Below are 23,844 nucleotides of genomic sequence, written 5' to 3' on the forward strand. Positions count from 1 at the left end.
GTGGTTAGTCGTTGAGTGCGGCCAGCAAGACGAGGACGCCGACGACGCCGAGGGCGACTGTTGGGGGAACCGAGCCACCGCCGAAGAGGCCACCACCAGAAGCGGCCCGAAGGGCTTGCTCGCGAGCCTCTATCTGGGCGCGCTTGTACGCGAGGTCCTCGTACAGTTGTTTGAGTTCAGTGACGTTCGTCGTCTTGTAGGTCGTCTTCTCGATGGTGACGTTTTGGACCCGCTCACCGTCCGTCGTAGTGATGTTCTGGACGGTGAAGTTCTCCTGTAGCTCGACGATTCGGTCAGCCGTGACCACATATTGGGTGCCGCCAATAGCGGTGGGGTCGTAGGTCTGATTCGCGGCGAACTGCCCGCTCGCAGGGTTTTCCGGTGAGAATAGGATACCGCGGTGACTCTCGCCGGTCTCTGTGGTGATGTTGAAGCTCCCCATCTGGTCGAAGTTCTCGGGGCTGTTCTGTCCCAGTGCGGTCAACATCGAGGCCGCCCAGCCTTGGAACTGAGGGCCGGCCGAGCGTTCGTTGACGAGAATGTACGGGTCGATGAGGTCGGTAGAGTTGAGCTCACCTGACTGGTAGGCGTCGTACGTATTGTTCGCGAGTATTTCGAGTTGGGCGCTGGCGTTCTGGTGTTGGGCGTCGATCTCGTTGTAATTGGTGTTGAACCGCTGGTAGTCGAACGTCTGCGTGTGGTTCCCCGTGTTGGGATCGGTCACGGAGAACCCGGCTGCGCGGGCGTCACCGCCGGCAAATGAGTAGCCGTCAGGGTCGAGGATAGACCACTTGTCGGACCGCACGACCGACCCTTCGAATTCGACTTCAGAGTAGATGGTGTGGACGGTCATCGTGGTGCCGTTGAACAGCGAGACGGTCCGCGTACCGTAGGTAAAGTTCGCTTGCTGGTGGTCGACAATATCGCCTTTGCTGGTCCCTGTCTGGTCGTGATAGCCAGCCACGAAGTCGCCAGAGACGCCGGACTCGTTCGTAGCGACAGCCTTCAGATATTCGTGTTCGGCACGGGACTGTTTGAACTCGTTGACGAGTTCGACCTGCCAGGGGAGATAGAACTCGTCGATAGCGTCTTTCCCTTCTTGTATCGCAGCGGCCTTACTGGAACCATTGTTGAGTGCCCGGACGTAGGCGTTCTTGCCTTTGATGAGAGCGACTGTTTGGGCGTCTTCGAGATGATTTTCAGTCTGTGTGAACGTGCGGTCGGTAGCGGCCTTCTGGTTCATCGCAGACTGGTAAATGTCGCTCTCGACCTGTGCAGCGTCCGTGCCGGTGGTGTTGACGGTGGTGGTTCCGGGCTGCACCTCACAATCGAGCATGGTGAACCGGGGGTCAACTGACTCAGATAGCTGCTCGTGCAGGTTGCAGATGCGGTTTCGGTCGCCGCCGGTCCCGCCGAAGGTTTTCACGTCGTCGGGCATCGTCAGCCGGCTCTTGTAGCCGTTGAAGCTAGCGTTCCCGCTCCCGCCGGTGACGGTGACGTTCACGGTGCTGTACGCGCCCTGATTCGAGATAGCCAACTCGTTGGCGGAGAAGGGCGCGGTGACGGTCCGGCGCTCCAGCACGTACGTCGACGGACTGCCGGTGTCGCCGCTGGACCACTCGACGGTGACGGTGCCGGTCATGTTGCTCACGTCGACGGCGACGACGCGGGGTTTGCTCGCGCCTTGGTCGCTGCCGTCGAAGGTGTAGGTCTGGGCGTCGGTCTGTGCTTCGGCGGGGCCGACGAGCGACGGCCCAACGCCCACGAGGACGGTCGACCAGATGATGAGGGCCGAGAGCGCGAGCGAGCGGGCGCGGTCGGTCACGCCGATCCCTCCTCGGTGAAGATCTCGGTCTGGTCGCTGGTCTGCTGGCGGTGCCGAACGTGATGGCCGGCGATGACCGCGCCACCCACGAGGGCCGGGACGACGACGGGGAAGGGGTCACCGACGACGGCGCTGGCGATGGTCGACGCGGAGACGCCGATGGTGCCGACCAATCCGTAGCTGAGAGTGCGTTCCATCCTCGATCACCCGAGGTAGCTGATGACGTAGTAGCCGGCAGCCTCGACGGCGACGACGACCAGGCCGAACGCGGCGGTCCCGGCGACGGCGTCACCGATACCGAGGATGTTCAGGCCGGTCAGCAGGACGATGAGAAGCGTCCCCCCGGCGAGGTACGTCTCGACGGTCGCCGACCCACGGACGATTTCGTAGAGGTCCGTTTCCACTTCGTAGGTCTTGCTCTTCGTCTCGTTAACCCGGTTGGTTGCGTAGGCCGCGACGAGCGCGCCGAGCGAGAGAAGGAACGCGAACGTGATGTCCGTGTTCTGGACGGTGACGACGGCGGCGCTGAGGTCGTACCCGAGCATAGTGATCGAGGCGATTCCGTTGGTGACGAACGCGCTGGCGGTGAAGATGACCCCTGCCAGTGCGTCTTCGATGTCGATTTTACCGAACATGGTTCGAACCGGCCGCGAGTGCGACCGTATCCCGGCCGTGCAGTCTGCTGGCTAGAAAGCACCGATTCCCGGGACTCACGGGACTCACCCGTAGATTTTAGTAACGGGACTGCACCGCCGGTGCCATGGAGATGCGAAAACTCTCCCCGGCCGGCGGCTGTGTGACCGTCTCGATACCGATAGATGACCTGCGCGAGCGCGGGCTCGTCGACGAGGACGGCGACCTCGTGGGCGACCACTGGGCGAAGGTCGAGAGTCTCGACGAGGACGACGAAGGCGACTACCGCTTAGAGCTGGTCAGTCCATGATGCGAACCCGACCCCGTGGGGTCAGACTCAGATGTAACGCCAATCCTCGATGTATGCACCTGTGGGCTGTGGGCCGTGGGCCGAGGTGCATAGAATCGAGTGGGTTGGGTAGGCGGTTTGCACCGATCACGTCGACGGTTCGACCCCAGTTTATGAAGAACCACCCAGTCGCTCACTCCCGTCCGACGCGAACCAACCCCCCGTGCATACACCAGTTTAAGCCATGACCCGACGCACCAGCCTGAAGATCACTGACGAACGACAGCGACTACTCGACAAAGCGAGTGCGATTGTTGCGAGCGACCAGCACGACGACCCACCGATGTCCGACGTGCTGGATGCAGCGCTTACCCATCTGGTCGAGAGCGAAGAGAACATTCAGGATGCGCGTGGCGAGATGGACCCCGAGACGATACAGCGGTTCAATACGAGTGTGCTGGGGTTGCGGTATCGGACGAGTGTGGAGAGTCGGTGGCGCTAGCAATTATAAAACCGAAGTCAGATAATTGGGTTCAGAACGCGCAGGACAAGCAAGGACTTCAATTTCTGTTTGAAATACTGTGGGCAGTGTTCGTCGTTCCAGCCGGACAAAGTTTCTTTGCTGCTTGGAAAGCGGAGAGAGAAGTCAATGAAGCAGTCCGAAACTATCAGGACAATTATTGAAGTGGAACAATATACACCTAACTGAGTGTACTATGGGACCGTACGACCCTCGAACAAAGGAGGCTTGGACCAATTTGAATCAGCGGTTTGGAAAGTGTCCTGAATGTGGCCAAGAGCCGTTCGAAGGATACGACGCGTTAAAATCCTATTCTCGTCCAGCAACCGCTCTTTCAGGTGTTCTTGTGGCTTTGGCAACGAGTAATCTCTTATCAATAATACCAGCAGGAGACAAGGCTGTAGAATCTATTGGATACATTATAAAGGCATACACAGCCGACTCTCAAGGTGCAGCAAGAATTAGCGAAGCCGTAATGAAGGGAAATTGTGAGATTACGAACGTGGAGATATCTGACGGCATATTCCGTTGTATAAAATGTGACGAGACTTGGGAACCTGGCAGTTGGGACGTTTCATTCTCGGACTTAGGACTTACCGCTTACAAATACTAAGATATGATTGAAAATTAGTAGTGAAAATACACATCAAAATCGTTGTCAGTAGACTAACCGCCAGTGGAGACAAAAGTAATCGTTATTTTTTGCTGAGCTGAGCCGGACTACAGCATACCTGGATACATGCGTGAAAATAGTCTCAAGTCAGATTATCAAGCGTTGCTTGTTTGGTTAGTCCGCCAATCTCGTCTTGCTCTTGCTCAAATTGGTCCAGGGGCAGGGAACCGCACCGAATCGTTCTGAGACGCTCCTGGTCCGCTTCTGTTAGATCCAGTTCGTACACTGCCTCTTTGAGATAGTAGCCGAGAGCCTCGCCGAGATAGGGAGGAACAGCATTCCCAATCTGCTTTCGGATAGATACCAGCCCACCGTCGAAGTGATAGGAGTCAGGGAACGTCTGGAGTCGGGCACCCTCTCGCGGAGTCAAGCCGCGGTTCTGGAAGGGGTGAATGCACCGGGCGCTGGACGGCTTCGACATATTGGAGGTGATTGCCACCGCGGGCTCCTGCGAATCCAGCCGCGAATAGGAGTTGTGATAGCCGGAAGTAGGTGCCAGCTCATCCGGTATCTCGGTACGGTTTCCTCCATCAGAGATGTGCGAAATCATCTCGACCATATCCTGGGTGTGGTTGGCTGCCTTGTGATGGGTCAGTTTCTCACTCCCATTTCGAAGGTCGTCCTGAAGTACCGTACCCGGTTCCTTGTCGTACTCCGTTACCTCTTCGCCAGCTCCGACTTCAGGAAGATCTCCGATTCCATCAATTACACCCGGAGTCTCGACGGGGTCAATTTCGAACCCTTCAATCGAGTGGGCCGGGGCATCACCTCGGAACGCGAGAACAATAAGACGTCGACGGTGCTGTGGAACACCAAAGTCAGATGCGGTCACGACCTGGGGAACGACCTCGTAACCGATGTTGTCGAAAGATTCCTTGACAGCCTCGAAGAACCGTCCGTTGTCGGTTTTCTCCATCCCCCGAACGTTCTCGAAGAGTGCGGCCTTCGGTTGGAGTTCGTTGACCCACTGGATGAAGTAGGTAAACAGATGATTCCTGTCGTCAGACCCGTCGGGACTGACGACTTCAGAGAACCCCTGGCACGGTGGGCCGCCAGCGACGAGATCCACCGATTCCTCGCCGACGAGTTCGGGAATCTCGGCTGTATCAACTTCTCGTATGTCTTCAGAGAGATCTTCCGGTTCGAACTTCTCCCGGTTGTTCGCGTAGGTAGACCGCGCGTCGTCATCCATTTCTACGGCATGGAGTGGCTCGAATCCCGCTTTTTCGAGACCCAGAGAGAGCCCCCCCGCACCGGCAAAGAGATCAACGTAGCTCAGTCGCGGTGTACTCATCTGGTCGAATTCTTAGCCGATATAGCACTTAATCATTCGCACTCGACTGGTACTACAACAGCGGAATTTCTTCTCAACGGTCATGTAACCATAAAGTTCAATTCAATCGTCCGCTAGCGATTTCACGTACTACTGACATGGATATGTCTCTCTGGAACTTTTCGACTGCGACGCTCCATACTGAACCCCCACAAGCAGGCGGTGAACCGCTGTGACATACGAACGAACTGAGGAGGAAGACGCCGCTATCGTCGATTTCCTCGCAGATTACTTTCCGGAACGATACGATGGTGGCGGTCAGCAATCGCTTTTCGCCGACGAGGGTCCCTCGGTCGAGGATTTCTCCGACACGGAGTTGGAAGAGATTGAGACGCTGGTCGATTCGACCGAGTCAGCGTTCAACAGCTCGAAGGGTATCCTCGGACTCGCACTCGACTTCCTGATGGTCGCTGAAGAACTTTCTCGGGCAGACGACCGGCTTGAAGGATTCCAGCCGGAAATCGACCGGGCGCAGTTGTTCACCTGGTACGACAACGGTGCGAAGACGAGCCTCACGCTGGTCCACGACTCTCGGTACTCTATCCGGTCCGTGCATAACGATGTGATCGAGCTATTCCGTTCCGACCTCCTCCGGACGAACTTTCCCAGCTCGCCGGGCCACCACACCGGCGAGTGGGAACGGTACGACGATCTCCTCGAATCGAGCTTCAGGTTATCCAGCGCGGGACGTCACGAGGCTGCTCAACGGCTATTCGATATCGGATTGGATCAGCTGGCGGCGCGTGACTTCGATACCCGCGACCCACCGTTCCCTGATCCGTTCAAAGAGATACTGAACGACTATCCGCGTAAGCATCCGGACGAAGAGGGTGGGCTGACGTATCAAGCACTCTCGTACGGCTACATCAGGACGAACTGGCCCCACCTCTCATTCAGGGCCAGCAAGGTCCGAACGGGGTCGTCCCGACAGCATCGCTACGGCGACATCGACGGCTATCACGGCCCGGATTTGATGCTCTCTGTCGAAGTGAAAGACAAGCCCATCGACGAGTCCAACGTCCACGCCGAATTCGAGGCGATGATGGACCTGGCCGAGCGGACGAACGTCGTCGTGGTCGGTATCTGCCGGTCTGTTACTGCAGAAGCGGAGGAAATCTTGAGTGCGTCAGGTGTCGAGATACTCACTGACACCAAACTCGAAGAGGAACTGAAGTTTTGGGACTACCACAAGCAGGACCGGGCAGTTCAGGGAATGTTGCATTTCCTGAGTAGTATCGAGGAGGACCCTGCGGCAGTTCAACGGTTACTTCAGTTCGTTAAAGATGTAGATCCAGAAAACCGAGCTATTGTGCATCTAAATACGGATAAAAGGCATTAGAATTGAAATCAAATCATCGCAAAGGCAATATTGAACGTGCTTTCAGGGGCGACAAGGAGTGTATATCGGGAGGATATTTTACGCCACAGTCCCTGTCATCTTGTCCATTATTTCATCGACGGATTGGTGTATAGCATAGTACTTCCCTTCCTCATCTATCCAAGCCAGACCAGTGAGTGCTGCAGATGAAAGCACAGCCTCAATGTCTTGATCGCGAATATCCTCCTCAACGACAGCTTCACGACTGTATATTTGGCCCACTCTGGCTTTCGTATCTCTTCCGTTATGTTTTCCCTGTTGTTCTTTAGCTGCTTCTAGAATTGTCCTGACCATTTTTTCACTTCTGGGCATCTGTTCCCACCATGCGTCAGCTAGCTCAGGAAGGTCCTCAATCGATAGCACTGGTCTGCCATCTTCTGCTCTTTCTGTGAATAACTCCTCATATTCCTCTTCATCCACTTCCTTCTTAATGCATATTTGTGGGTTTTCTTCCTCAGGAGATCTCATTTCGAAGATGTTCTTGAGCTGGGTATAGTCATATGGGTTCTTTTGATGGTTACTCAGCATTGCTGATATCGTTTCAATAGTCATAATAGAGATATCCTCATGCTGATTCACCTGATTCAAGAGACTACTGTCTTCATCCTCTGCTTGGCCTCTGAGCTGGAAAATCTCTTTTGAGGAGATAACAACTGAAATCTGACAGTTGTGCTCGTCGGCGTGTTCTTTCATGGTGCCGATACTAGCTTCTTTATGATCGGTAGATTGCTTATCACCTCCTTTAGCCTCAACTGCGATCCGGAAATTCTCTCCCGGGCGAGAAATATCAATTACTGCGTCTGGGTTATCTGAAGCACCATAATGAGTCACATCCAAGCCTAAATTAATGAACGAGTCTACAACGGCCCGCTCAAATGGGTCCGAACCATCTGTGACGGTCGTCTCTAACTTCTCAGTGTGGTATTGTGATGGGGTTTGGAGTAACTTTGCTGCAGACCGTGTGGCATTTTCTACAATCTCTGCACTTCCATCAATTAAGTGAGAGCTGACCCCATTATGTCGGAGATATCCTATTGATAATAATTGACCAGCAAGTGCTTCACCAACTACTTCGCGCGAAGTCTCTGGGAATGACTTTTCATCCAATGCGGTTAGAAATGAATGCGCTTTGTTGATTTGTATTGCATGTGATTCGCCATCGTATCTAGCTAGACGATCTTTGTCGAACTGTTTGAATTCAACATCGACGTCTTCCCAGCCCTCTGCGGGGAAATCTACACCTTCCTCATCGACCAACCCTTGTAGGGCCTCAGGAGTCTTATGCGGCGATAAAGTGCTCAAACGTTGAAAAAACGTACCTGGGTCAACCTCCTCAGATTCCAGCTTTCTTCTAGCATCGGAACGAAGATAATTGAAAATGCTGTCAAGCACCTCTCTGACTATCCTTGCTTCAATTTGGGACTCATCTATGGAGTCTCGCTGAAGCAAAATTGCATCATCCAGCTCTGGTATTTCAATCTCCGCTATGAAACTGGACCAATATTTATATGATTTTTGAGGCGTGTCAAAGAGAGGTTCACCCCTGTTCACCAGTTTCCCCCTCACACGAATACGGTAACCGTGGTCCTGAACATCTCTCTTTTCACGCTTTGGAGATGTTAATGATTCGCTATATATTCTCGCTTCACCAGATATTGGACCCAAATCTGGGATTTCTAAACCAACACGGTCGTCCTGGTCTGTTTCATATCCATCAATCTTAGTGTTTTCACACCTAAACTCACTATCTGGTACATCCTCTTCTGACTCATAATCGCCAATCTCAGCACGTGCTTCTCTTAGATCAGATTCCAGATGTGCTTTGAAATCGTCATCCTGGCCGATTTTCAGCGAACTTAGAACTTCGTAGTCTAGAGATCTCTGTTCAATCTTCTGGTCGTTAAGATAGACTTCGAAATCAGTATTTAGAGGAATTGCCGTTCGGATCATACGGCGGAGGTATTGCGATTTTAGCCCCTCTTCCACAATCTGTGGCTTGATATCATCAACGACTGCTAACGTCCACTCTTCCCAGTTGTCCCCTTCTTGTTCCCAAGGAATTACTAGTCCAGATTGTTCGAAATGATGTTCTAAGTGGTCTTTGGCCTCTTCTTCGTCCATTCCGAATATTTCACATTTTGGTGGACTATTGAGATTTCTACCCTCAATATCTTCTTTTGCCACAGTGACCGCTCTCGTTCTGTCATCTTTACTAGCAATATGAGTTAGTTTGTTTCCAACTGCAAATGCAGCAAGCTTTCCAATGCCAAACTTGCCAATCTGTTGTCGGCCATTATCTACTCTATCTTCGTCCGGATTCTCATCAAGTTCCTTTTTTGGACTATCCGCAATATCCCACATCCGATCAAGTTCTTCTTCATCCATCGAATTGCCATTATCTAATACGTAAATCACTCCCTCTTGATCACCCTGTTCTGGGGTAACAACGTAACACTCCCTCGCACCGGCATCATAGCTGTTACACACTAATTCCTCGACGGCACGTCTTGGGTTTCTATACAACTGCGATGAGACTTGATCGAGCAGGTCGAAATTGACCTCTATATTGCTTTGCCGATCAAGTTTACTGTCTTCTTTGAAAGAGGAGAGTTCTTCAAGCGATGACTCCATTTCAGGGGCATCATCAGAGGATCCACTTTGAGACATGTCGGGATATACTAAAGTCCGATAAATAGAGTTTATGCACGACTATTGGGCAAAGTTGCAGTGCTTGAGTTTTTTAACTGCTAACTATTCAGAACCTCCCTCGCACTTGGCCGTGGCTGCTTACTCGCGTCTAACCGACCTTCCAGATACCGAAGGCCGAAACCGGTGATGTCGTAGTTCTCGAAGCGGGGCGTCAGCGGCTCGATCATCTGTGCATACGTGAGCATCCGGCAGCGCTCACGCACCCGGCCCACAGACGCCCACAGCGACACTTTCCGGGCGATGTAGGCTGGCGACGACCAGCCTTCGGCCTGGAGTATTTCGAGTATCCGTTCGTCCAGCGGGACCATCCATTCCGCAGGGGTTCGTGACATGATTCAGGGCAACGTCGTCAGCTATTGATTCCGGGACCGTCGGGAGTGTCGGCGCCGTTCTCTCCATTGGAGGAACCACCTCCGTTGATATATCGCTCTTTTCCGGCATCATACTCGCCGTCAAGATACGCCTCCCCCTCGTCCGTGATGATGTAGACACCATTCGCCAAAGGCTGGAGGAGATCATGGTCGGCGAGTTTCTTCAGCCTACGAGATATCGATGACTTCGAGATGCGAATCTCGTCACGGTCTTCAAGTTCTTTCGGCGAGCCATTGCCTTCCTCGCGGATGATTTCGAGAATCCGGTCATCCCAGATTGTCATCCACGAGCCAGATTGTCTCATCAGTTCCTCGTACGGGACAGAATGTTGTTTGTGCTGGTGATGTTCCGACTAAACCACATTGTACCGAACATAGAACAGCGTTGCATTTATGCAACATGCCGTTATTGGTAGATGTGCGAAGCTTCCGACTCGGTTGATGATGACTCTCCTCGGTTCGTGACGAAGGGCGGTGCGCCAACACCGCCCAGAAGGTGGCTTCGCACCCTGCGAAGCATGAGCGAAACCACTAGTACGGGGAATGAGCCCCGCACGGGAACCGAGGAATCGCTATCGAATAGTTCTGACGACGGAAGTTGCGCGACCTGCGACGCGGACGCCGACGGCATCGACGCGCGTGACCGCCTGCCGACCTGCAAGGACTGTGCGAGTCTGCAGGCAGACGGTGGATTGCTGGATAAACCGGGGTCCTCCTTCGGTGACGAGGTTGAAGTCCGTCTCGCGGACCTGAGTGCCTTCCAGCGTGACATACTCTGGATTCTCCACCACGATGGCGCACTGCATGGTCTCGGCATCAAGAGCGCGCTACAGGAGTACTACCGCGAAGAGGTCAACCACGGTCGACTGTACCCGAACCTCGACGACCTGTGTGAGATGGATCTGTTGGAGAAGGGCACGCGCGACCAGCGAACCAACGAATACGAACTGACCGACGACGCGGAGTACCTGCTCGAAGTCCGCCGCTCGTTCACCGATTCCGGGGAGGTGCTACACTGAGAATGTGGTTTTTCGAAATACTACACGGGGGTAACTCACCGACTGTGGGGGTGAGAAAGCGTGAGTGACCGCGTAATCGAGTCTGTGGCCACCTGTGAGGCAGATGGATGCGAGCGCGACGCGTACCCCGGCTGGTCGCGTTGTTTGGGCTGTGGGCGGCGACACCGACGGAGAGAAGCATGAGCGACGACCTCGACCCGATCACGCCCGAGGCCGCGCTGGACTACTACCTCGACACGCGCCGGTACGACCTCGCCGACGAGACGTACAAGAGCCACCGCTACCGGCTACAGTCGTTCGTCCGGTGGCTGACCAGCGAGGAGTACGGCGACGGCGAGATCGTGAACATGAACGACGTGGACCTGCGGACGGTCCACGCCTATCGGGTGTTCAAGCGCGAGGAGAACTTCCCCGACGACGACCCCTGTAACGCCGTCTCGATGTCGGGGCAGGTCTCGACGATGCGGAAGTTCTTCGAGCATCTTTCAGACATCAAGGGCGTTCCCTCGGACTTCCACGAGCGGATTCGACTGCCGAAGATACAGCACGGTGAGGGCGTCGACGAGCGCCTGCTGGACGCCGAGCGCGCGAGCGCGATACTCGACCACCTGCATCGCTGGGAGTACGCGACGCCGCAACACATCTCCTTCCTCATCTTCTGGCGGACCTCCTGCCGACTCGGTGGGCTACAGGCCCTCGACGTGCAGGACTTCGACCGCGAGGAGGGCGCGCTGGAGTTCCGCCACCGACCCGAGGAGGGAACGCCGCTGAAGAACGACAAGGGCGGCGAGCGTGACGTGTCCCTGAAACCCCGTGTCGCCGACGTGATCGAGGACTTTCTGGAGAGCCCACACCGCGAAGATGTGACCGACGAGTACGGGCGTGAGCCGCTCATCACCTGCCGCGAGGGTCGGCCGTCGAAGGGCACCATCCGAAACTGGGTGTACTTCTGGACCCAACCCTGCCAGATCGGCGAGGAGTGTCCTGAAGGCCGGGACCCCGACGAATGTGAGGCCACTGAGCGAGACCTGCTCGCTAAGTGTCCAGTGAACTTCTCCCCGCACCCGATTCGAGCGGGCAGTATCACGGCCCACCGTGACGCCGGGACGCCCCGCGAGGTCGTCAGCGACCGGGGCGACGTGAGCGAGAAGATTCTGGAGAAGCACTACGACCAGGCGTCGAAGCGCCAGCGAATGCGACGCCGGCGAGAACACATTCCAGATAACCTATGATAACAATGAGATACGCAAGCAAGCGGTTCGGTCTGCTAGGTACGCAAGTTGGTAGGAATCCGCCGACCCCGAGTTGGCCCACTCCCACTCCGGGTGGCTTCCAGCTATCCGGAATCTGGGGGCAAAACTCCCCAGCCATATCATTTCAACCCTTTCAGAAGAGACCTATAGGGGTCGCTCTGCACAATTCGTACGGGTTCCGTGCGGACCCCGAAGCCGACCGCCGAGTAGCGCTGGCCAGTCCACGACGCGGTGGGGTCGCAGTCCCAGCGAACCGAGTCTCGAAATCGCACACACACAGATCGATGGGGGTGTGTGCAAAACGGCTCGTCTTAACGGCCAGTAGACGACGCCGGTTTACTCGACAGACACCCGAGATAGCGGTTTACTTCGAGGAGAAAGTACGATGAACAGCCGGGGTATCGGCGGCGAAAACGGCGCGTTTAGACAGGTGGTAAGTCGGGTGTTTCACGTGAAGGGTCACAGGTGTCTAAGAGGGCGCGACGACACCTACGTCTATGAGCGAGGAGACGAATCACACCCGGAGGAGAGCCCTCCAATCAATCTGTAGCGTCGCCATCGTCGGTCTCGCTGGCTGTACGTCTGGCTCCTCGGAGTCGGCACAGCAGCCGGCCCAGACCGCGACGGAGACTTCGAGCAACACCGCCACGCCGGAACGCACGGCTACCGAAGCGCCCGAATCGGCCCAGTTCGTCGAGAACCCGGAGGAGATTCACCCGGCACTGGTCGAGGCGACGTCAGTCCCTTCGGACGAAGTCCTGATCGGCTTTCGCCTCGAGGACTCGTCGCTTCCGTTCACGACCGAGGTGTATCACGCCCCGGACGACGCCGAGATCCAGGCCACGAAGACTTACGACACACAGGAGCTATCTCAGGTGGGACTGGTACCCGATCCACCACGGGCCCTCGACACCGTCGAGACCGACCGGGAGGACGTCCACTACGGGACGACGACCATCGGTGAGCCACTGACGGTTACCCTCGTCGCGCGCCACGACGGCGACACCTTCGACTGGAGCGCCTGGTCGCGCACCGGCTACCCGCACGACGGCCACGACGAGGCGAACCCCGCGCTGAAAGTCGATTGTTACTGCGGCGGTATGATCTACACCGCCCCGGGTGGTGGTACGTGGGCACGGGTGATCCAGGTGACGCCGACCGAGCGCGTCGACCCCGGTACGACTATCGCGCTCAACTGGACTTCGAGCCGGGCCTGAACCTACCAGCCGGAGACGCGTAGGAACACGCCCGTTGTATGCAACAGCGCAGCGTGGTCCGTGTCCCGCTATCGACGCCACGTTCTTTCACCCGTGCCGGGAAGTCCCATTCAACCGCTTCTCAGTGATGTAGATGCAGCAAGCGAGGCATTGATTGTGGGGGCGGTTGAGAGAAGACGTAGCCCTATCACGGTTCGTCGGCGAGGCGGCGCAGTCACTCGCCGTCGTCGGCCGTCGCGAGCGACCACGACCGACTGGTCACTGTCCGTATAGCTAGCTGACACCGTCTGAAGTCGATCTGAACTGTCATAAGTTATTTACACGCATGCGAAGATTGCTATCATGACATGATAGAAGACAGCATCAAGTACCAGACGCAGGGTGACAGTTGGCTAAAGCGGATTCTCATCGGTGGGTTGTTACTTTTCCCGGGAGTCTTCCTCATCATCCCGCTGTTCACGTTCAACGGCTACATGCTCGAAGTGATGCGCAGGGTCATGGGCGGCGACACGCTGAATCCGCCGGAGTGGGGTGACGCCGACCTCGCTGACCTGACAGTCGACGGCCTCAAACACGCGGTCATCGTGCTGGCGTACACGCTGGTCGTCCTTCTCGTCGCTGGCATTCCGTTCTTCGGGCTGGTTCTGGCCGGTGTAGGAGCGGACGTCGGTGGGTTGTCGGTTCTGGGCTTCCTCATCGGTGGCCTCGTATACCTCGTCGGCGCACTGGCGCTTGCAGTGGTCCTCCCAGTCGCGACGGGTAACTTCGTCCGGGTCGACAGCATCTCGGCCGCGTTCGACCTCGACGTCCTGCGAACGCTCGTCACCAACGGGACGATGCTGAAGGCCGTCGTCTTTGGCTTCGTGGTCAACGTCCTCATGCAGGTGGTCAGTAGCATCCTCGGCATCACCGTCGTCGGTTACCTCGCGGTGCCGTTCCTCGTGTTCGCCGGGCAATCGGCCATCTTCTACATCTGGGCCGAAGGGTTCAGCGACGCCTACGAAGCGGAGTACGGCGAACCGCCGCTCGCGGGTGTGGGTGGTACGACCACGCCGACGGCCGCGACCGACGAGACGTGGGGCACGGACACCGACACGACCGTCGAGGACGGCGGGTTCGACGACGACGACCGTACCGACGACCGGTTCTGAGTGGCCTCGGAGACCGGATTCGGCGGGGATACCGGCCGTAGCGGGCCTGAAAAACCCGCCAAATCTGGGGTGTGTGGTTTTCGGTCCCCCGATGGTTCGTTTCGACACCGTGGCAGAGTACTGGTTCACCTGCCCCGAGTGCGGGGCACACGTGGCCGTCGACGACGGGGCGCGCGACCGCCTCCTCTCGGCAGGGTGTGCCGTCTGTGGCGTCCCCGTGGGACCGGCGGCGTTCACCGAGTCGAACACGTTCGGCACAAGCGCCTGACCGACACGACCCGACAGTTAGCGTATGCACTCGGAGCGATCGAACGTGCGCGAACTCGACGTCCGGGACGTCGACGGAGAGCCGTTCTCACACATCATGGACGCCCTGTCGGACCTCGGGACCGGCCAGACGCTACGACTCGTCAACAGCTTCGAACCAGTCCCGCTGTACGGCGTGTTAGAGGAGCGGGGGTACACGCACGACAGCGAACGGGTCGCCGACGACGAGTGGCACGTCTACGTCGAATCGGCGTGAGATGAGCGCCCGGCGGGTCACCCGGTGGAGTCGGGCGTTCGTCGCCGCCGGTGTCGCGTTTTTCCTCGCGACGCACCTCGCGATAGCGGCCGGCCTCGGCCGCCGGACCGTCGTCACGGTGGGGCTGTACGGGTTCGTGTTCCACGTCATCTTCGGGAAGGCCTACGCGTTGGTCCCGTCTTTTTTCGACCGGGAGCTTCAGACGGCGACGCCGCTCCCGGTCCACGCTGCGCTGTCGGTGAGCGGGACCATCGCGCTGGCGCTGGACAGCGTCGGCGTCACCGGCCGGTCGTGGCTCGGCTCCGCCGGTGGCGTCCTGTGGGCACTCGGCGTTGCCGTCTTCCTCGGTACGCTCTCGTGGTCCGTCAGAGACAACCTCTCCGGGGCGGCCACGGGCACCGGCGGTGCGAACGCCGACCGCAGACTCGTCGACCGGCGGGCGAACGCCGTGGTCCCGGTCGCGTGTAGCTACCTCGCCGTCGTAGCGCTGGTCCGACTCCTCGGTCCGGTCGGCTGGCCGGCGCTCACCACGCCACAGGTCTCACACTTGCTCGCGGCGGGAACAGCGGCGTTGCTTGTGTTCGGGGTCGGATTCCGTCTGTTTCCCCGGTTTCTCGGCACACACCCGCCGCAGCGATCGGTCCCGGTCGTCCTCGTCTCGGGTGCGGTCGCGCCGGTGGCACTCGCAGTCGGCCTGTTCGATCGCCGACTCCTGGTTCTCGGCGGCGTCGTCGAAGCGGTCGCAGTCGTGGGTTTCGCGGTCACTTATCTCGTCCTGTTCCGCCGCTCGGAGCGCCACAGAGTTGGGCTGTGGGCCGTCGCGTTCGCCGTGCTGGCCGGCGTCGGCGGCGTCGCACTCGGTCTCACAATCGCGCTCGTCGGTCGTGACCCGGCGCTGGTGACCGCCCACTACCGGACGATGCTGCTGGGGTTTCTGGGGTTGACCGTGGTGGGCGCGACGTTCCAGTTCTATCCGCCGTCGGTCGGACGGTGGCCGCTGGCGTCCGACCGGACGGCGCGGGTCGCGGTGGCGCTGCTCGCGGCTGGGCTTCTCGGACAGGGACTCGGGCTTCTCGTCGACGTCTCCCCGGTCGAGACGCTCGGGCAGGGCGTGGGGGTCGTCGGCGCGGGGCTGTACGCGTGGCTGGTGGCGGCCGCCTTCCGGAGCCGGACCACCTGACTCACACGTCGAGGATAGTGTCGAGCAGTTTCGTCTGGGCCGCCGCGAGGTGTTCGGCGAACGTCGAGACGGAGATGTCCAGTTCCTCGGCCACCTCGCTGGCGTTGGCGCCTTTCGGGTACCGGAAGTACCCCATCTCGATAGCCGTCTCCAGCACCTCACGCTGGCGGTCGGTGAGACGGCTCCGGTCGACGAGGACCGAGTCCGTTGGGTTCGTCTCCCCGTCGCGACGCAGCGACCGAAGCGAGACGTCGCCGTAGAGCTCTTTCAGCCGCGTGACGATAGCGCGGATGCGGTCGACGTCCGGCGCGTGGAAGGTGAGTCGCAACTGCCCGCTCTCGGCGCGGATGTCCGCGACGGGGCAGGCGAACTCCTCGACTGTCTCACAGACACAGCCCGTTCGCTCGCGCTCGAACTGATAGCGAGCGCCGCCGCCGCCGGCGAACACCTCCGCTATGTCGCCCCGCGACTCGATGGCCTGTGCGCCGCCGTCGGCGGTGAACTCTTCGACGACCTGTCCCTCGTCGTCGTCCAGCGGTGCGCTGCGCGCCACGTCGGTCACTGTCGTGCCGGCCTCCTCGGAGACGGCGGCGACCGGGCACGCGCCCGGCGAGTCCACGGACAGTTCGACCCTGATGCCCGAGTCGGTCATACGCGTATGTCACCACTCCCGGGATAAAACGGGGTGCCAGCGTTCCCAGCGTGTGAAAAACCCCCTCAATCGGCTGGGTGCTGGTCGGGTATCGACCCCTCGAAGCCGTCCGGTTCGTAGGTACAGAGCGGGTCGGCCGCGAGCGGGTCGCCGGTCGTCGCGTAGGCCCGCGAGCGACTGCCGCCACAGACGCCGCGGAACTCACAGGCCCCGCACTTCCCGGTGAGGGCGTCGTCGTCGCGCAAGCGTCGGAACAGCGTCGAGTCCCGGTACACGTCGACGACGCTCTCCTCGCGGACGTTGCCGGCCGACTCCGGTAAGAACCCGGAGGGGTACACCTCGCCGGTGTGGCTGACGAACGCGAACCCCTTGCCGGCGCGGACGCCGGTCCGTCGGCGAACGCCCTCGTCGTCCTCGCCGTTCTGGAGACCGACCCGTCGGTAGTGGGGGGCCTCGGTGGTCTTGACGCCGAACGGCGCCTCGTCGCTCACCTCGTGGAGCCACTCCATCACGCGCTCGGCCCGGTCGGGGTCGACGGGCGTCAACACCCGGCCGCGGCCGACGGGGACGAGGAAGAAGACGGACCACAGCACCGCCCCGAGGTCCGCCACCAACTCGCGGATGGCCGGCAATTGCTCGACCGTCTCGGCACAGACGGTGGTGTTGACCTGTAGGGGAATGTCCAACTCGCGGGCCGTCTCGGCGGCGTCCATCGTCGCCGCGAAACTGCCCGATTCCCCGCGGAACCGGTCGTGGGCCGCCTCGCTCCCGCCGTCGATAGAGAGCGCCATCCGCCGGAGACCGGCCTCGTCCAGTTCGGCCAGTCGCTCGCGGGTCAGCGAGTGGGTCCCGCTGGGGGTTAGCGTCATCCGCAGGCCTCGGTCGGTGCCGTAGTCGACCAGTTCCGCCACGTCGTCGCGGGCCAGCGGGTCTCCCCCAGAGAGGACGACCAGTTGGCCCTCGCCGAACTCGCGGGCCTCGTCCAGCAGGGCCTTCCCCTCGGCCGTCGTGAGTTCGTCGGGATGTCGCCGTTGCTGGGCGTCGGCCCGGCAGTGCTTGCAGGCCAGTTCGCAGGCCTGCGTCAGTTCCCAGATGAGCACCAGCGGTCGCTCCTCGAAGTCCATCTCGCCGAACATCACTCGCTCACCCGTGCGCGGACGACGTAGCCGCCACAGCCACACTGGTCGACGTAGGTCAGATCGACCCGCTCGCCGAACCGCTCCCGGAGGGGGTCGTAGAGGTACGTTTCCGGATGTCCGTGGGCCTCGTGGGTCACCAGATTGACGTGGTTGCCGACGGTGGTCTTCTCGACGGCCTCGCGGGCCTGTGCGACGACTAACTCGCGGTCCTCGGCGTGTTCGGGGCCTTCGAGGTTCGCCGACCACGAGTTGTCGTGAATCTCGTCGGTCACCGACGGCGTGTCGTCGTGGGCGTGGCTCATACGGGCGAGTTCGGGCCCGCGACCGCTGTGTCCTGTCCCGAAGACGTTCGGGTCTTTAGGTGACCTGTGCCTCCACCCAGTCGAACTGGCTGTTCAGTTCCTTCCGGCGCTGGCGCTCGACGACGGTGCTGTCGAGTACCGGCCCGATGACCGCGAGGTCCAAGGCGGTGTACTCGGTGGTCGCGGTGACCTCCGTCCCCCCGTCGACGGGCGTGACGTAGTACTCGGTGCGCATCGACTCGAAGACGCCCTCACGTTGCTCGTAGGCCAGCACCGCGTCCTCGACGTCGACGATTTCGAGGTCGAGTGCTATCTCGAAGAGGCCGACCCGGTTGCGCATTTCGATGGTGTCGCCCTCGACGGTCACCCCGTCGACGCCCGTCGCCGTCATGAACGGGCCGATGTCGGCCATCGCGGCCCGCACCGTCTCCTCGTCGGCGTCGACGACGCGGGTCAGCGAGACGCGTTCCATACCGGATGGCGACCGGCGAGCGAGATAAGCGTTCGGTGACCCCGAACTGGTTCGGGTCGCCTTTCTCGTGGCTGCCGTCAGTAGGGTCGGACATGTGCCGACGGTTCATCCGACGGGCCAACCGGGCGGTACTGCGGGCGATAGAGACGCCGCCGGACTCGGGCGTCGAAGACCGTCTCGACGAGGTCGCAGCGAGGCTCTGGTACCTCGCGGAGGCGCACCCGGAACCGCCGGACCCCGGACAGGTCTCCCGGCTCCGGGCGACGCTCACGGACCTCGAAGAACGGGTCGCAGACCACCGCGCGGCGAGACTCGCCGACGCGCGGCACTGTCTGGCGGCCTACGGGCGTCACCTCGACCCGGTCTGAGGCCCGCTTCGACGCTGTCCCGACCGCTCCGGGGCCGCTGTCCGTGGGTTCGGCCCGCTACCGGCGACTGCCACCGAACTCCAGTATCCGACTGTGGACGCACCGAGCGAGAGCAGGACCGGGTCGACCATCCCCCAACACCGAGGCCGTGGGATTCGTTCGCACCACTCGACCTGTAATACGACGGTACGTTCTTCCGTGCCGAGGTGTATGTTCGAACATGTTCGGGATAACTGGCCCCGCCGTTCGGGCGAATATATTCGGATAGACAGATGCCTCGCGCAGAACTCACGCTCACGATACCGGACGACATCTGGATCGGCGACGTCTCGCGGACCAACGCGGACGCGACGTTCCGTATCCTCGCGGCGCTTCCCGGCGAGGAGTCGGGCGTCGGCCTCGCGGAGGTGACCGCCGAGGACCTGCCGGCGGTGCTTCGGGACGTCGAGTCCCGTGAGGCCGTCCTCACGATGGAGATACTCTCCCACCGCGACGAGACGGCGCTGATACAGTTCGAGACGTCGACGCCGCTGCTCCTCTTCCCGGTGCAGGGCTCTGGGATTCCGCTGGAGATGCCCTTCACGCTTCAGGACGGCAAAGCCGTCTGGGAGATTACGGCGCCACAGGACCGCCTCTCCGAACTGGGCGAGCAACTCTCGGACTTTGGCATCCCGTTCAGCGTCGAACGCGTCCAACAACACGTCGAGTCCGAGCAGTTGCTCACCGAGAGCCAACTGGAACTGCTGGAAGCGGCCGTCGAGGAGGGGTACTACGACACGCCCCGGAACTGCTCGCTGACGGAACTGGCCGAGTCCGTCGGCATCGCCAAATCCACGTGCAGCGAGACGCTCCACCGCGCCGAGGAGAAGGTGGTCAAACAGTTCGTCGACGACCTGCGGTAGGCGCGGCAAGTCGAAGCGTGTAAGAATCCCCTCCGAGATTGATAGGCCATATGAGTACGGACGCGGACGAGACACACGAGAACGCGGAGCAGGACGTCATCGCCGTCGATTCCGACGACAACGAGGAAGGTCTGGTCAACCGACTCGACGCCCACACGGGCGATGGCATCCGCCACCGGGCGTTCACCGCACTGCTGTTCGACGAGGACGACCGGGTGTTGCTGGCCCAGCGAGCGGCCACGAAGCGCCTCTGGGACACCCACTGGGACGGCACCGTCGCCTCCCACCCCGTCGAAGGGCAGACCCAGGTCGAGGCCACCGAGGAGCGCCTCGAAGAGGAACTCGGCGTCACGCCCGACCAGTACGACGACCTGCGCGTGACCGACCGCTTCGAGTACAAGCGCTACTACGAGAACGCCGGTCTGGAGTGGGAGGTCTGTGCCGTGTTGCAGGCCACGCTCACCGATACGTCGCTGGACCCGAACCCCGAGGAGGTCGACGGCATCATGTGGGTCCCCTACGACCGCCTGCGCGAGCACCCGGAGTACTACCGGCAACTGCGTCTCTGTCCGTGGTTCGAGATCGCGATGCGCCGCGACGAGGAGCGGTAGGCTAGTTTTTTGCGGTCGTAGCGAACAGGGGAGATATGCTCAGTGGGTTCCTCTGGGACTTCGCCCTCCCGTTCGCGCTCGTGGCGGTTCTGCTCGCTGCCGTCGACCGCTATCAGGACACGCGCCTGCTTGCGTACCTGTCCGCCGACCGGGAGCGGACGGTGCTGTTCGTCGGCGGGATAGCGCTCGTCGTCGCTTTCGTCGCGAGTACCTACGCCCTCGGGTCCCCGCCGCCACTGGAGGGGCGGTACGACTTCTCGCTGTATCACGTCGGGTTCGCCGTCCTGCTAGTGGGGGTGTTCATGACGGGCCACGGCGGGCGGCACTACGCCACCGCGACGACGCTCCGGGACGCCGCCCACGTCGCCCCGAGTGACCTGCCGACCGAGGGGACGGCCGCGGTCACCGGTACGGCCGAACCGGTCGCTGGAACGGTGACGGCCCCACACAGCGGCGATTCGGCGCTGGTCGCGGAGGCCGGTCGCTTGGTCGGCGGCGAGACGTACGCCGCCACCGCGGACACGAGTCGAGCACAGCAACTGCTCGACGCCGAGCGAGTCGGCGTCCCGTTCGAGGTGACCGACGAGTACGGCGGCGTCCGGGTCGACCCCGACGCCGTGAGTCTGGCCTTCCTCGTCGGCGAGACGGACGGCGCGACGCTCGAACGCCGCGTCGATAGCGGCGACGAGGTGACCGTCGTGGGCCGCGCCGACGGCGGCCGACTGGTCGACCCACTCGTCGTCGCCCACGCGGGCAACCCGTCGCTCAGGCAGTTCGCCACCAACGTCCCTCGCGTGGCGACACTCGGCCCCGTCCTCGTACTCCTCGGAGTCGGCGTGATGCTCCTGACTGCCGGCGTCGTCTGACTTTTCGGCACGGCCGTCCTACAGCAGGGTATGGACGTGTCGCTCTACGACTCGCTCGACGGGCAGGTCGCACTGGTCACCGGGGCCACGCGAGGTATCGGGAATGCCATCGCGGACGGCCTCGTGGAACAGGGCGCGACGGTGTACGCCGGGGCGCGGGACCCGGCCGACGTGACGGCGACGGACCGCCGCCCGATCGAACTCGACGTGACCGAGGACGAGGAGATGACCGCCGCCGTCGACCGCATCGCCGACGAAGCGGGTCGTCTCGACGTCCTCGTCAACAACGCCGGCGTGATGGACTCCCGGGAACCGCTCGACGCGATGCCCACCGAGGTCGTCGACCGCACGCTGGACACGAACCTCCGGGGGCCGACGGTACTGACGAAACACGCCCTCCCGCTACTGCTCGACCGCCCCGGCGGCCGCGTCGTCAACGTCGCCTCGGGACTCGGGGCCATCACCGAGCGCCAGTCCGGCGGGACGCCGGCCTACCGAATCTCGAAGACGGGGCTGAACGGCCTCACGCGCTATCTCGACGGCGAGTACGCCGACGACGGCCTGCTCGCGAACTCGGTGTGTCCGGGGTACGTCCGGACGGACATGACCGAGGCGTCGGCCCCACGGTCGCCCGAGAAGGGGGCCGAGACGCCCGTGTGGTTGTCCCGGTTCCGGCCCGACGCGCCCCGCGGGCGGTTCTGGCGCGACCGGGAGCCAAAGCCGTGGTAGTCAGCGGTCCGTGGTGGTCCGTGCGTTCACGTCCGTGATGGCGTCGGGGTCGTTCGGGTCGGCCACCGGCAGTTCTACCTCGACGGTGGTGCCCGGCCCCTCGGCGAACGATAGGGTCCCGCCCGCGTTGCGGACGACCCACTTCACCAGCCACAGACCGACGCCGGAGCCGTGTTGTAGCGGCGTCTCCTCGCCGGCGAGGATGACCTCTCGTTCGTAGGGGGCGATGCCGGGGCCGTCGTCGGAGACACGGACGACGACTCCCGTATCCGGGCTGGCCGGTTCGACGGTGACCTCGACGGTTGGCTGCCCGTCACTGTGTTCGATGGCGTTGTCGAGCAGTTCCTCGACGGCGAGGGTGAGCGACGGCCCGCCCTCGACCCAGCAGTCCTCGGGACAGGCCAGCGAGAGGTTGGCCCCCGGATTCCGGTTCCGGACGGTGTCGACGACCGGAGCGAGCAGCGGCCGTAATCGAATCGGCCGCGGATCCTCGCTCTCTAAGGCTTCGGAGACGCGCCCTATCTTGTTACTCCGGTCGACGATGTCGTCGACGGTTCGGATGATGCGGTCGACCCGGTGGTCGTCTGCCGACTCGACGCTGCCGGCAAGCAGATCGGCATTCCCCCGGACGACGTTCATCTCGTTACGGATGTTGTGCCGCAGGAGGCGGTTGAGCACGTCGATGCGCTGTTCGCGTTGCCGGCGATTGGTGACGTCGCGGAGACTGACGAGGTGGCCCGAGACGACGCCGTAAGCCCGGTACAGCGGCGTCACGCGAACGTCGAAGTAGCGGACCGCCCCGTCGTGTTCGAGTCGCGTCTCCGTCTGGATTCGCTCGCCGACGTCGGGCAGGGTCGCGGCCAGCGTCGGCAGTTCGCCCTCCAGTGATCGCCCCAGTAGCGCGCCCGGGTCCTCGTCGAACAGGGAGGCGGCGGCCGCGTTCACGTCGACGATGCGGCCGTCCTCGTCGACGATGACGACCCGGTCGTCCATCTCGGCGAAGATCGCCTCCCGGCCGAGGTCACGGGTCACTGGTGCCACGTCGAGCAGTTGGCCGCGCAACAGCGCCACCGAGAGGACGATGCCCGAGACGACGTAGCCCAGACTGGTCGGGTCGACGACCGTCCCGAGGAAGCCGAGTGCGTGGAGCGACTGGGCGGCGGTCGGGATGGTGATAGCCACAAGCAGTGCGAGACTCTGGCCCCGAAAGAGGCGGTTCGTCCGCAACATCTGACGGATGAGGAGGACGCCGCCGCCCAGAATCAGTCCGAGCATGTACGCCAGATGGCCCCAGTAGGCCAGCCCCCAGACCGGGGCCAGCGCGCTCGCCTCGGCGACGACGACGGTGTCGGACCCGACCCAGACGAGTTCGTGAGCGTCGTTCGACCACACGAGCGTGACGAAGGCGGCGGGTTCGGCGAGTAGCAGGGCGACCCGCCGACGCGTGAGCCAGTGGGGGTGGCCGGTGTACTCCAGTACTGTGACCAGCCACGCGACGGGGACGACCACCGAGAGCGTCAACTGCACCTGCTGGAACCACACCATCGTCTGCACGTCCGGCACCGCCAGTTCGAGGCCCTGCGCGACGGCCCAGAGGCTCGCGGCGACGACGAACGCCGCCAGCGGGCCGGCGCCGGGGTTGTCGCGGTGGAGCCAGACGAGGACGGCGACACCCATCCCGACCACGGCCGCGAGGAGGACCACAGACAGGGGCGACAGCAGCATCTGT

General features: G+C 61.1%; 27 protein-coding genes. 16 read left to right on the top strand and 11 right to left on the bottom strand.

Annotation, left to right across the window (positions count from 1 at the left end):
* Window positions 1-4: 4 nt before the first annotated feature.
* From IEY28_RS20610 to IEY28_RS08930, 3 genes are read right to left on the bottom strand one after another with little or no spacing between them, the layout of a single operon-like run.
* Entirely contained in the window at window positions 5-1,825 is a 1,821-nt protein-coding gene (locus IEY28_RS20610) for an Env/VP5 family phage fusion protein (RefSeq protein ID WP_229783096.1), read from the bottom strand.
* Window positions 1,822-2,022 (bottom strand): hypothetical protein, encoded by a 201-nt coding sequence (locus IEY28_RS08925; RefSeq protein ID WP_188996499.1) that lies wholly within the window; start codon window positions 2,020-2,022, stop codon window positions 1,822-1,824. The genes IEY28_RS20610 and IEY28_RS08925 overlap by 4 nt, the downstream gene beginning before the upstream one ends.
* A 6-nt stretch (window positions 2,023-2,028) precedes the next feature.
* On the bottom strand, window positions 2,029-2,460 hold the full coding sequence (locus IEY28_RS08930) for a DUF8023 family protein (protein ID WP_188996501.1): 432 nt from the start codon (window positions 2,458-2,460) through the stop codon (window positions 2,029-2,031).
* 125 nt (window positions 2,461-2,585) lie between these two features.
* On the opposite strand from IEY28_RS08930, the gene IEY28_RS08935 reads away from it, so the two are divergent.
* The 3 genes from IEY28_RS08935 to IEY28_RS08945 all read left to right on the top strand — a co-directional run bounded on the left by IEY28_RS08935 (window position 2,586) and on the right by IEY28_RS08945 (window position 3,880).
* Window positions 2,586-2,768: a DUF8053 family protein gene (locus IEY28_RS08935; RefSeq protein ID WP_188996503.1), complete on the top strand. Its 183-nt coding sequence runs from the start codon at window positions 2,586-2,588 to the stop codon at window positions 2,766-2,768.
* A 223-nt stretch (window positions 2,769-2,991) separates the two neighbouring features.
* Window positions 2,992-3,249 carry a DUF7386 family protein gene (locus IEY28_RS08940; protein ID WP_188996505.1) on the top strand — a complete coding sequence of 86 codons (258 nt, stop codon included), beginning with the start codon at window positions 2,992-2,994 and terminating at the stop codon, window positions 3,247-3,249.
* 214 nt (window positions 3,250-3,463) lie between these two features.
* Window positions 3,464-3,880 carry a hypothetical protein gene (locus tag IEY28_RS08945; protein ID WP_188996507.1) on the top strand — a complete coding sequence of 139 codons (417 nt, stop codon included), beginning with the start codon at window positions 3,464-3,466 and terminating at the stop codon, window positions 3,878-3,880.
* 142 nt (window positions 3,881-4,022) lie between these two features.
* On the opposite strand, the gene IEY28_RS08950 is transcribed toward IEY28_RS08945, so the two are convergent.
* On the bottom strand, window positions 4,023-5,234 hold the full coding sequence (locus IEY28_RS08950) for a DNA cytosine methyltransferase (protein ID WP_188996508.1): 1,212 nt from the start codon (window positions 5,232-5,234) through the stop codon (window positions 4,023-4,025).
* Window positions 5,235-5,445: 211 nt separating this feature from the next.
* Here IEY28_RS08950 and IEY28_RS08955 point away from each other — a divergent pair, with 211 nt between their 5' ends.
* Window positions 5,446-6,612 carry a hypothetical protein gene (locus IEY28_RS08955; RefSeq protein ID WP_188996510.1) on the top strand — a complete coding sequence of 389 codons (1,167 nt, stop codon included), beginning with the start codon at window positions 5,446-5,448 and terminating at the stop codon, window positions 6,610-6,612.
* Between the two features lie 78 nt (window positions 6,613-6,690).
* Here IEY28_RS08955 and IEY28_RS08960 read toward each other — a convergent pair whose 3' ends face one another.
* Together IEY28_RS08960 and IEY28_RS08965 are read right to left on the bottom strand one after the other, a co-directional pair.
* Window positions 6,691-9,318 (bottom strand): ATP-binding protein, encoded by a 2,628-nt coding sequence (locus IEY28_RS08960; protein ID WP_188996512.1) that lies wholly within the window; start codon window positions 9,316-9,318, stop codon window positions 6,691-6,693.
* Window positions 9,319-9,709: 391 nt separating this feature from the next.
* Window positions 9,710-10,036 carry a helix-turn-helix domain-containing protein gene (locus tag IEY28_RS08965; protein ID WP_188996514.1) on the bottom strand — a complete coding sequence of 109 codons (327 nt, stop codon included), beginning with the start codon at window positions 10,034-10,036 and terminating at the stop codon, window positions 9,710-9,712.
* A 213-nt stretch (window positions 10,037-10,249) separates the two neighbouring features.
* On the opposite strand from IEY28_RS08965, the gene IEY28_RS08970 reads away from it, so the two are divergent.
* The 7 genes from IEY28_RS08970 to IEY28_RS09000 all read left to right on the top strand — a co-directional run bounded on the left by IEY28_RS08970 (window position 10,250) and on the right by IEY28_RS09000 (window position 16,074).
* Window positions 10,250-10,750, top strand: a complete 501-nt coding sequence (locus tag IEY28_RS08970) for a helix-turn-helix transcriptional regulator (protein WP_188996516.1) — start codon at window positions 10,250-10,252, stop codon at window positions 10,748-10,750.
* A gap of 179 nt (window positions 10,751-10,929) precedes the next feature.
* A complete protein-coding gene (locus tag IEY28_RS08975) occupies window positions 10,930-11,982 on the top strand; it encodes a tyrosine-type recombinase/integrase (RefSeq protein ID WP_188996518.1) in 1,053 nt (350 codons plus the stop codon).
* Window positions 11,983-12,500: 518 nt separating this feature from the next.
* Window positions 12,501-13,220 (top strand): hypothetical protein, encoded by a 720-nt coding sequence (locus IEY28_RS08980; RefSeq protein WP_188996521.1) that lies wholly within the window; start codon window positions 12,501-12,503, stop codon window positions 13,218-13,220.
* 347 nt (window positions 13,221-13,567) lie between these two features.
* Complete coding sequence (locus IEY28_RS08985; protein WP_188996523.1) at window positions 13,568-14,371, top strand: DUF4013 domain-containing protein; 804 nt, start codon at window positions 13,568-13,570, stop codon at window positions 14,369-14,371.
* A 109-nt stretch (window positions 14,372-14,480) separates the two neighbouring features.
* A complete protein-coding gene (locus IEY28_RS08990) occupies window positions 14,481-14,639 on the top strand; it encodes a DUF7560 family zinc ribbon protein (protein WP_188996525.1) in 159 nt (52 codons plus the stop codon).
* Between the two features lie 24 nt (window positions 14,640-14,663).
* A complete protein-coding gene (locus IEY28_RS08995; protein ID WP_188996527.1) occupies window positions 14,664-14,894 on the top strand; it encodes a DUF2249 domain-containing protein in 231 nt (76 codons plus the stop codon).
* Between the two features lies 1 nt (window position 14,895).
* The gene (locus tag IEY28_RS09000) at window positions 14,896-16,074 is read left to right on the top strand and encodes a hypothetical protein (protein ID WP_188996529.1); all 1,179 of its coding nucleotides are present in this window, start codon (window positions 14,896-14,898) and stop codon (window positions 16,072-16,074) included.
* A gap of 1 nt (window position 16,075) precedes the next feature.
* Here the strand turns inward: IEY28_RS09000 and IEY28_RS09005 are convergent, their stop codons facing one another.
* The 4 genes from IEY28_RS09005 to IEY28_RS09020 all read right to left on the bottom strand — a co-directional run bounded on the left by IEY28_RS09005 (window position 16,076) and on the right by IEY28_RS09020 (window position 18,639).
* Entirely contained in the window at window positions 16,076-16,726 is a 651-nt protein-coding gene (locus IEY28_RS09005; RefSeq protein ID WP_188996531.1) for a helix-turn-helix domain-containing protein, read from the bottom strand.
* Between the two features lie 65 nt (window positions 16,727-16,791).
* Complete coding sequence (locus tag IEY28_RS09010; RefSeq protein WP_188996533.1) at window positions 16,792-17,862, bottom strand: radical SAM/SPASM domain-containing protein; 1,071 nt, start codon at window positions 17,860-17,862, stop codon at window positions 16,792-16,794.
* Window positions 17,862-18,167: a CGCGG family putative rSAM-modified RiPP protein gene (locus IEY28_RS09015; RefSeq protein WP_188996535.1), complete on the bottom strand. Its 306-nt coding sequence runs from the start codon at window positions 18,165-18,167 to the stop codon at window positions 17,862-17,864. Before IEY28_RS09015 ends, IEY28_RS09010 begins: the two co-directional genes overlap by 1 nt.
* 55 nt (window positions 18,168-18,222) lie before the next feature.
* Window positions 18,223-18,639, bottom strand: a complete 417-nt coding sequence (locus IEY28_RS09020) for an SRPBCC family protein (protein WP_188996537.1) — start codon at window positions 18,637-18,639, stop codon at window positions 18,223-18,225.
* Between the two features lie 92 nt (window positions 18,640-18,731).
* Here IEY28_RS09020 and IEY28_RS09025 point away from each other — a divergent pair, with 92 nt between their 5' ends.
* From IEY28_RS09025 to IEY28_RS09045, 5 genes are all read left to right on the top strand, one after another.
* The gene (locus IEY28_RS09025) at window positions 18,732-19,007 is read left to right on the top strand and encodes a DUF7553 family protein (RefSeq protein ID WP_188996540.1); all 276 of its coding nucleotides are present in this window, start codon (window positions 18,732-18,734) and stop codon (window positions 19,005-19,007) included.
* Between the two features lie 272 nt (window positions 19,008-19,279).
* Entirely contained in the window at window positions 19,280-19,909 is a 630-nt protein-coding gene (locus tag IEY28_RS09030; RefSeq protein WP_188996542.1) for a helix-turn-helix domain-containing protein, read from the top strand.
* Window positions 19,910-19,959: 50 nt separating this feature from the next.
* Window positions 19,960-20,520: an isopentenyl-diphosphate Delta-isomerase gene (locus IEY28_RS09035; RefSeq protein WP_166972273.1), complete on the top strand. Its 561-nt coding sequence runs from the start codon at window positions 19,960-19,962 to the stop codon at window positions 20,518-20,520.
* A gap of 35 nt (window positions 20,521-20,555) precedes the next feature.
* On the top strand, window positions 20,556-21,386 hold the full coding sequence (locus IEY28_RS09040; RefSeq protein WP_188996544.1) for a hypothetical protein: 831 nt from the start codon (window positions 20,556-20,558) through the stop codon (window positions 21,384-21,386).
* Between the two features lie 30 nt (window positions 21,387-21,416).
* Window positions 21,417-22,115 carry an SDR family NAD(P)-dependent oxidoreductase gene (locus IEY28_RS09045; protein WP_188996547.1) on the top strand — a complete coding sequence of 233 codons (699 nt, stop codon included), beginning with the start codon at window positions 21,417-21,419 and terminating at the stop codon, window positions 22,113-22,115.
* On the opposite strand, the gene IEY28_RS09050 is transcribed toward IEY28_RS09045, so the two are convergent.
* Window positions 22,116-23,840 (bottom strand): sensor histidine kinase, encoded by a 1,725-nt coding sequence (locus tag IEY28_RS09050; RefSeq protein WP_188996549.1) that lies wholly within the window; start codon window positions 23,838-23,840, stop codon window positions 22,116-22,118.
* Window positions 23,841-23,844: the final 4 nt, after the last annotated feature.

This window comes from Haloarcula pellucida, assembly GCF_014647235.1.
Classification (GTDB): domain Archaea; phylum Halobacteriota; class Halobacteria; order Halobacteriales; family Haloarculaceae; genus Haloarcula; species Haloarcula pellucida.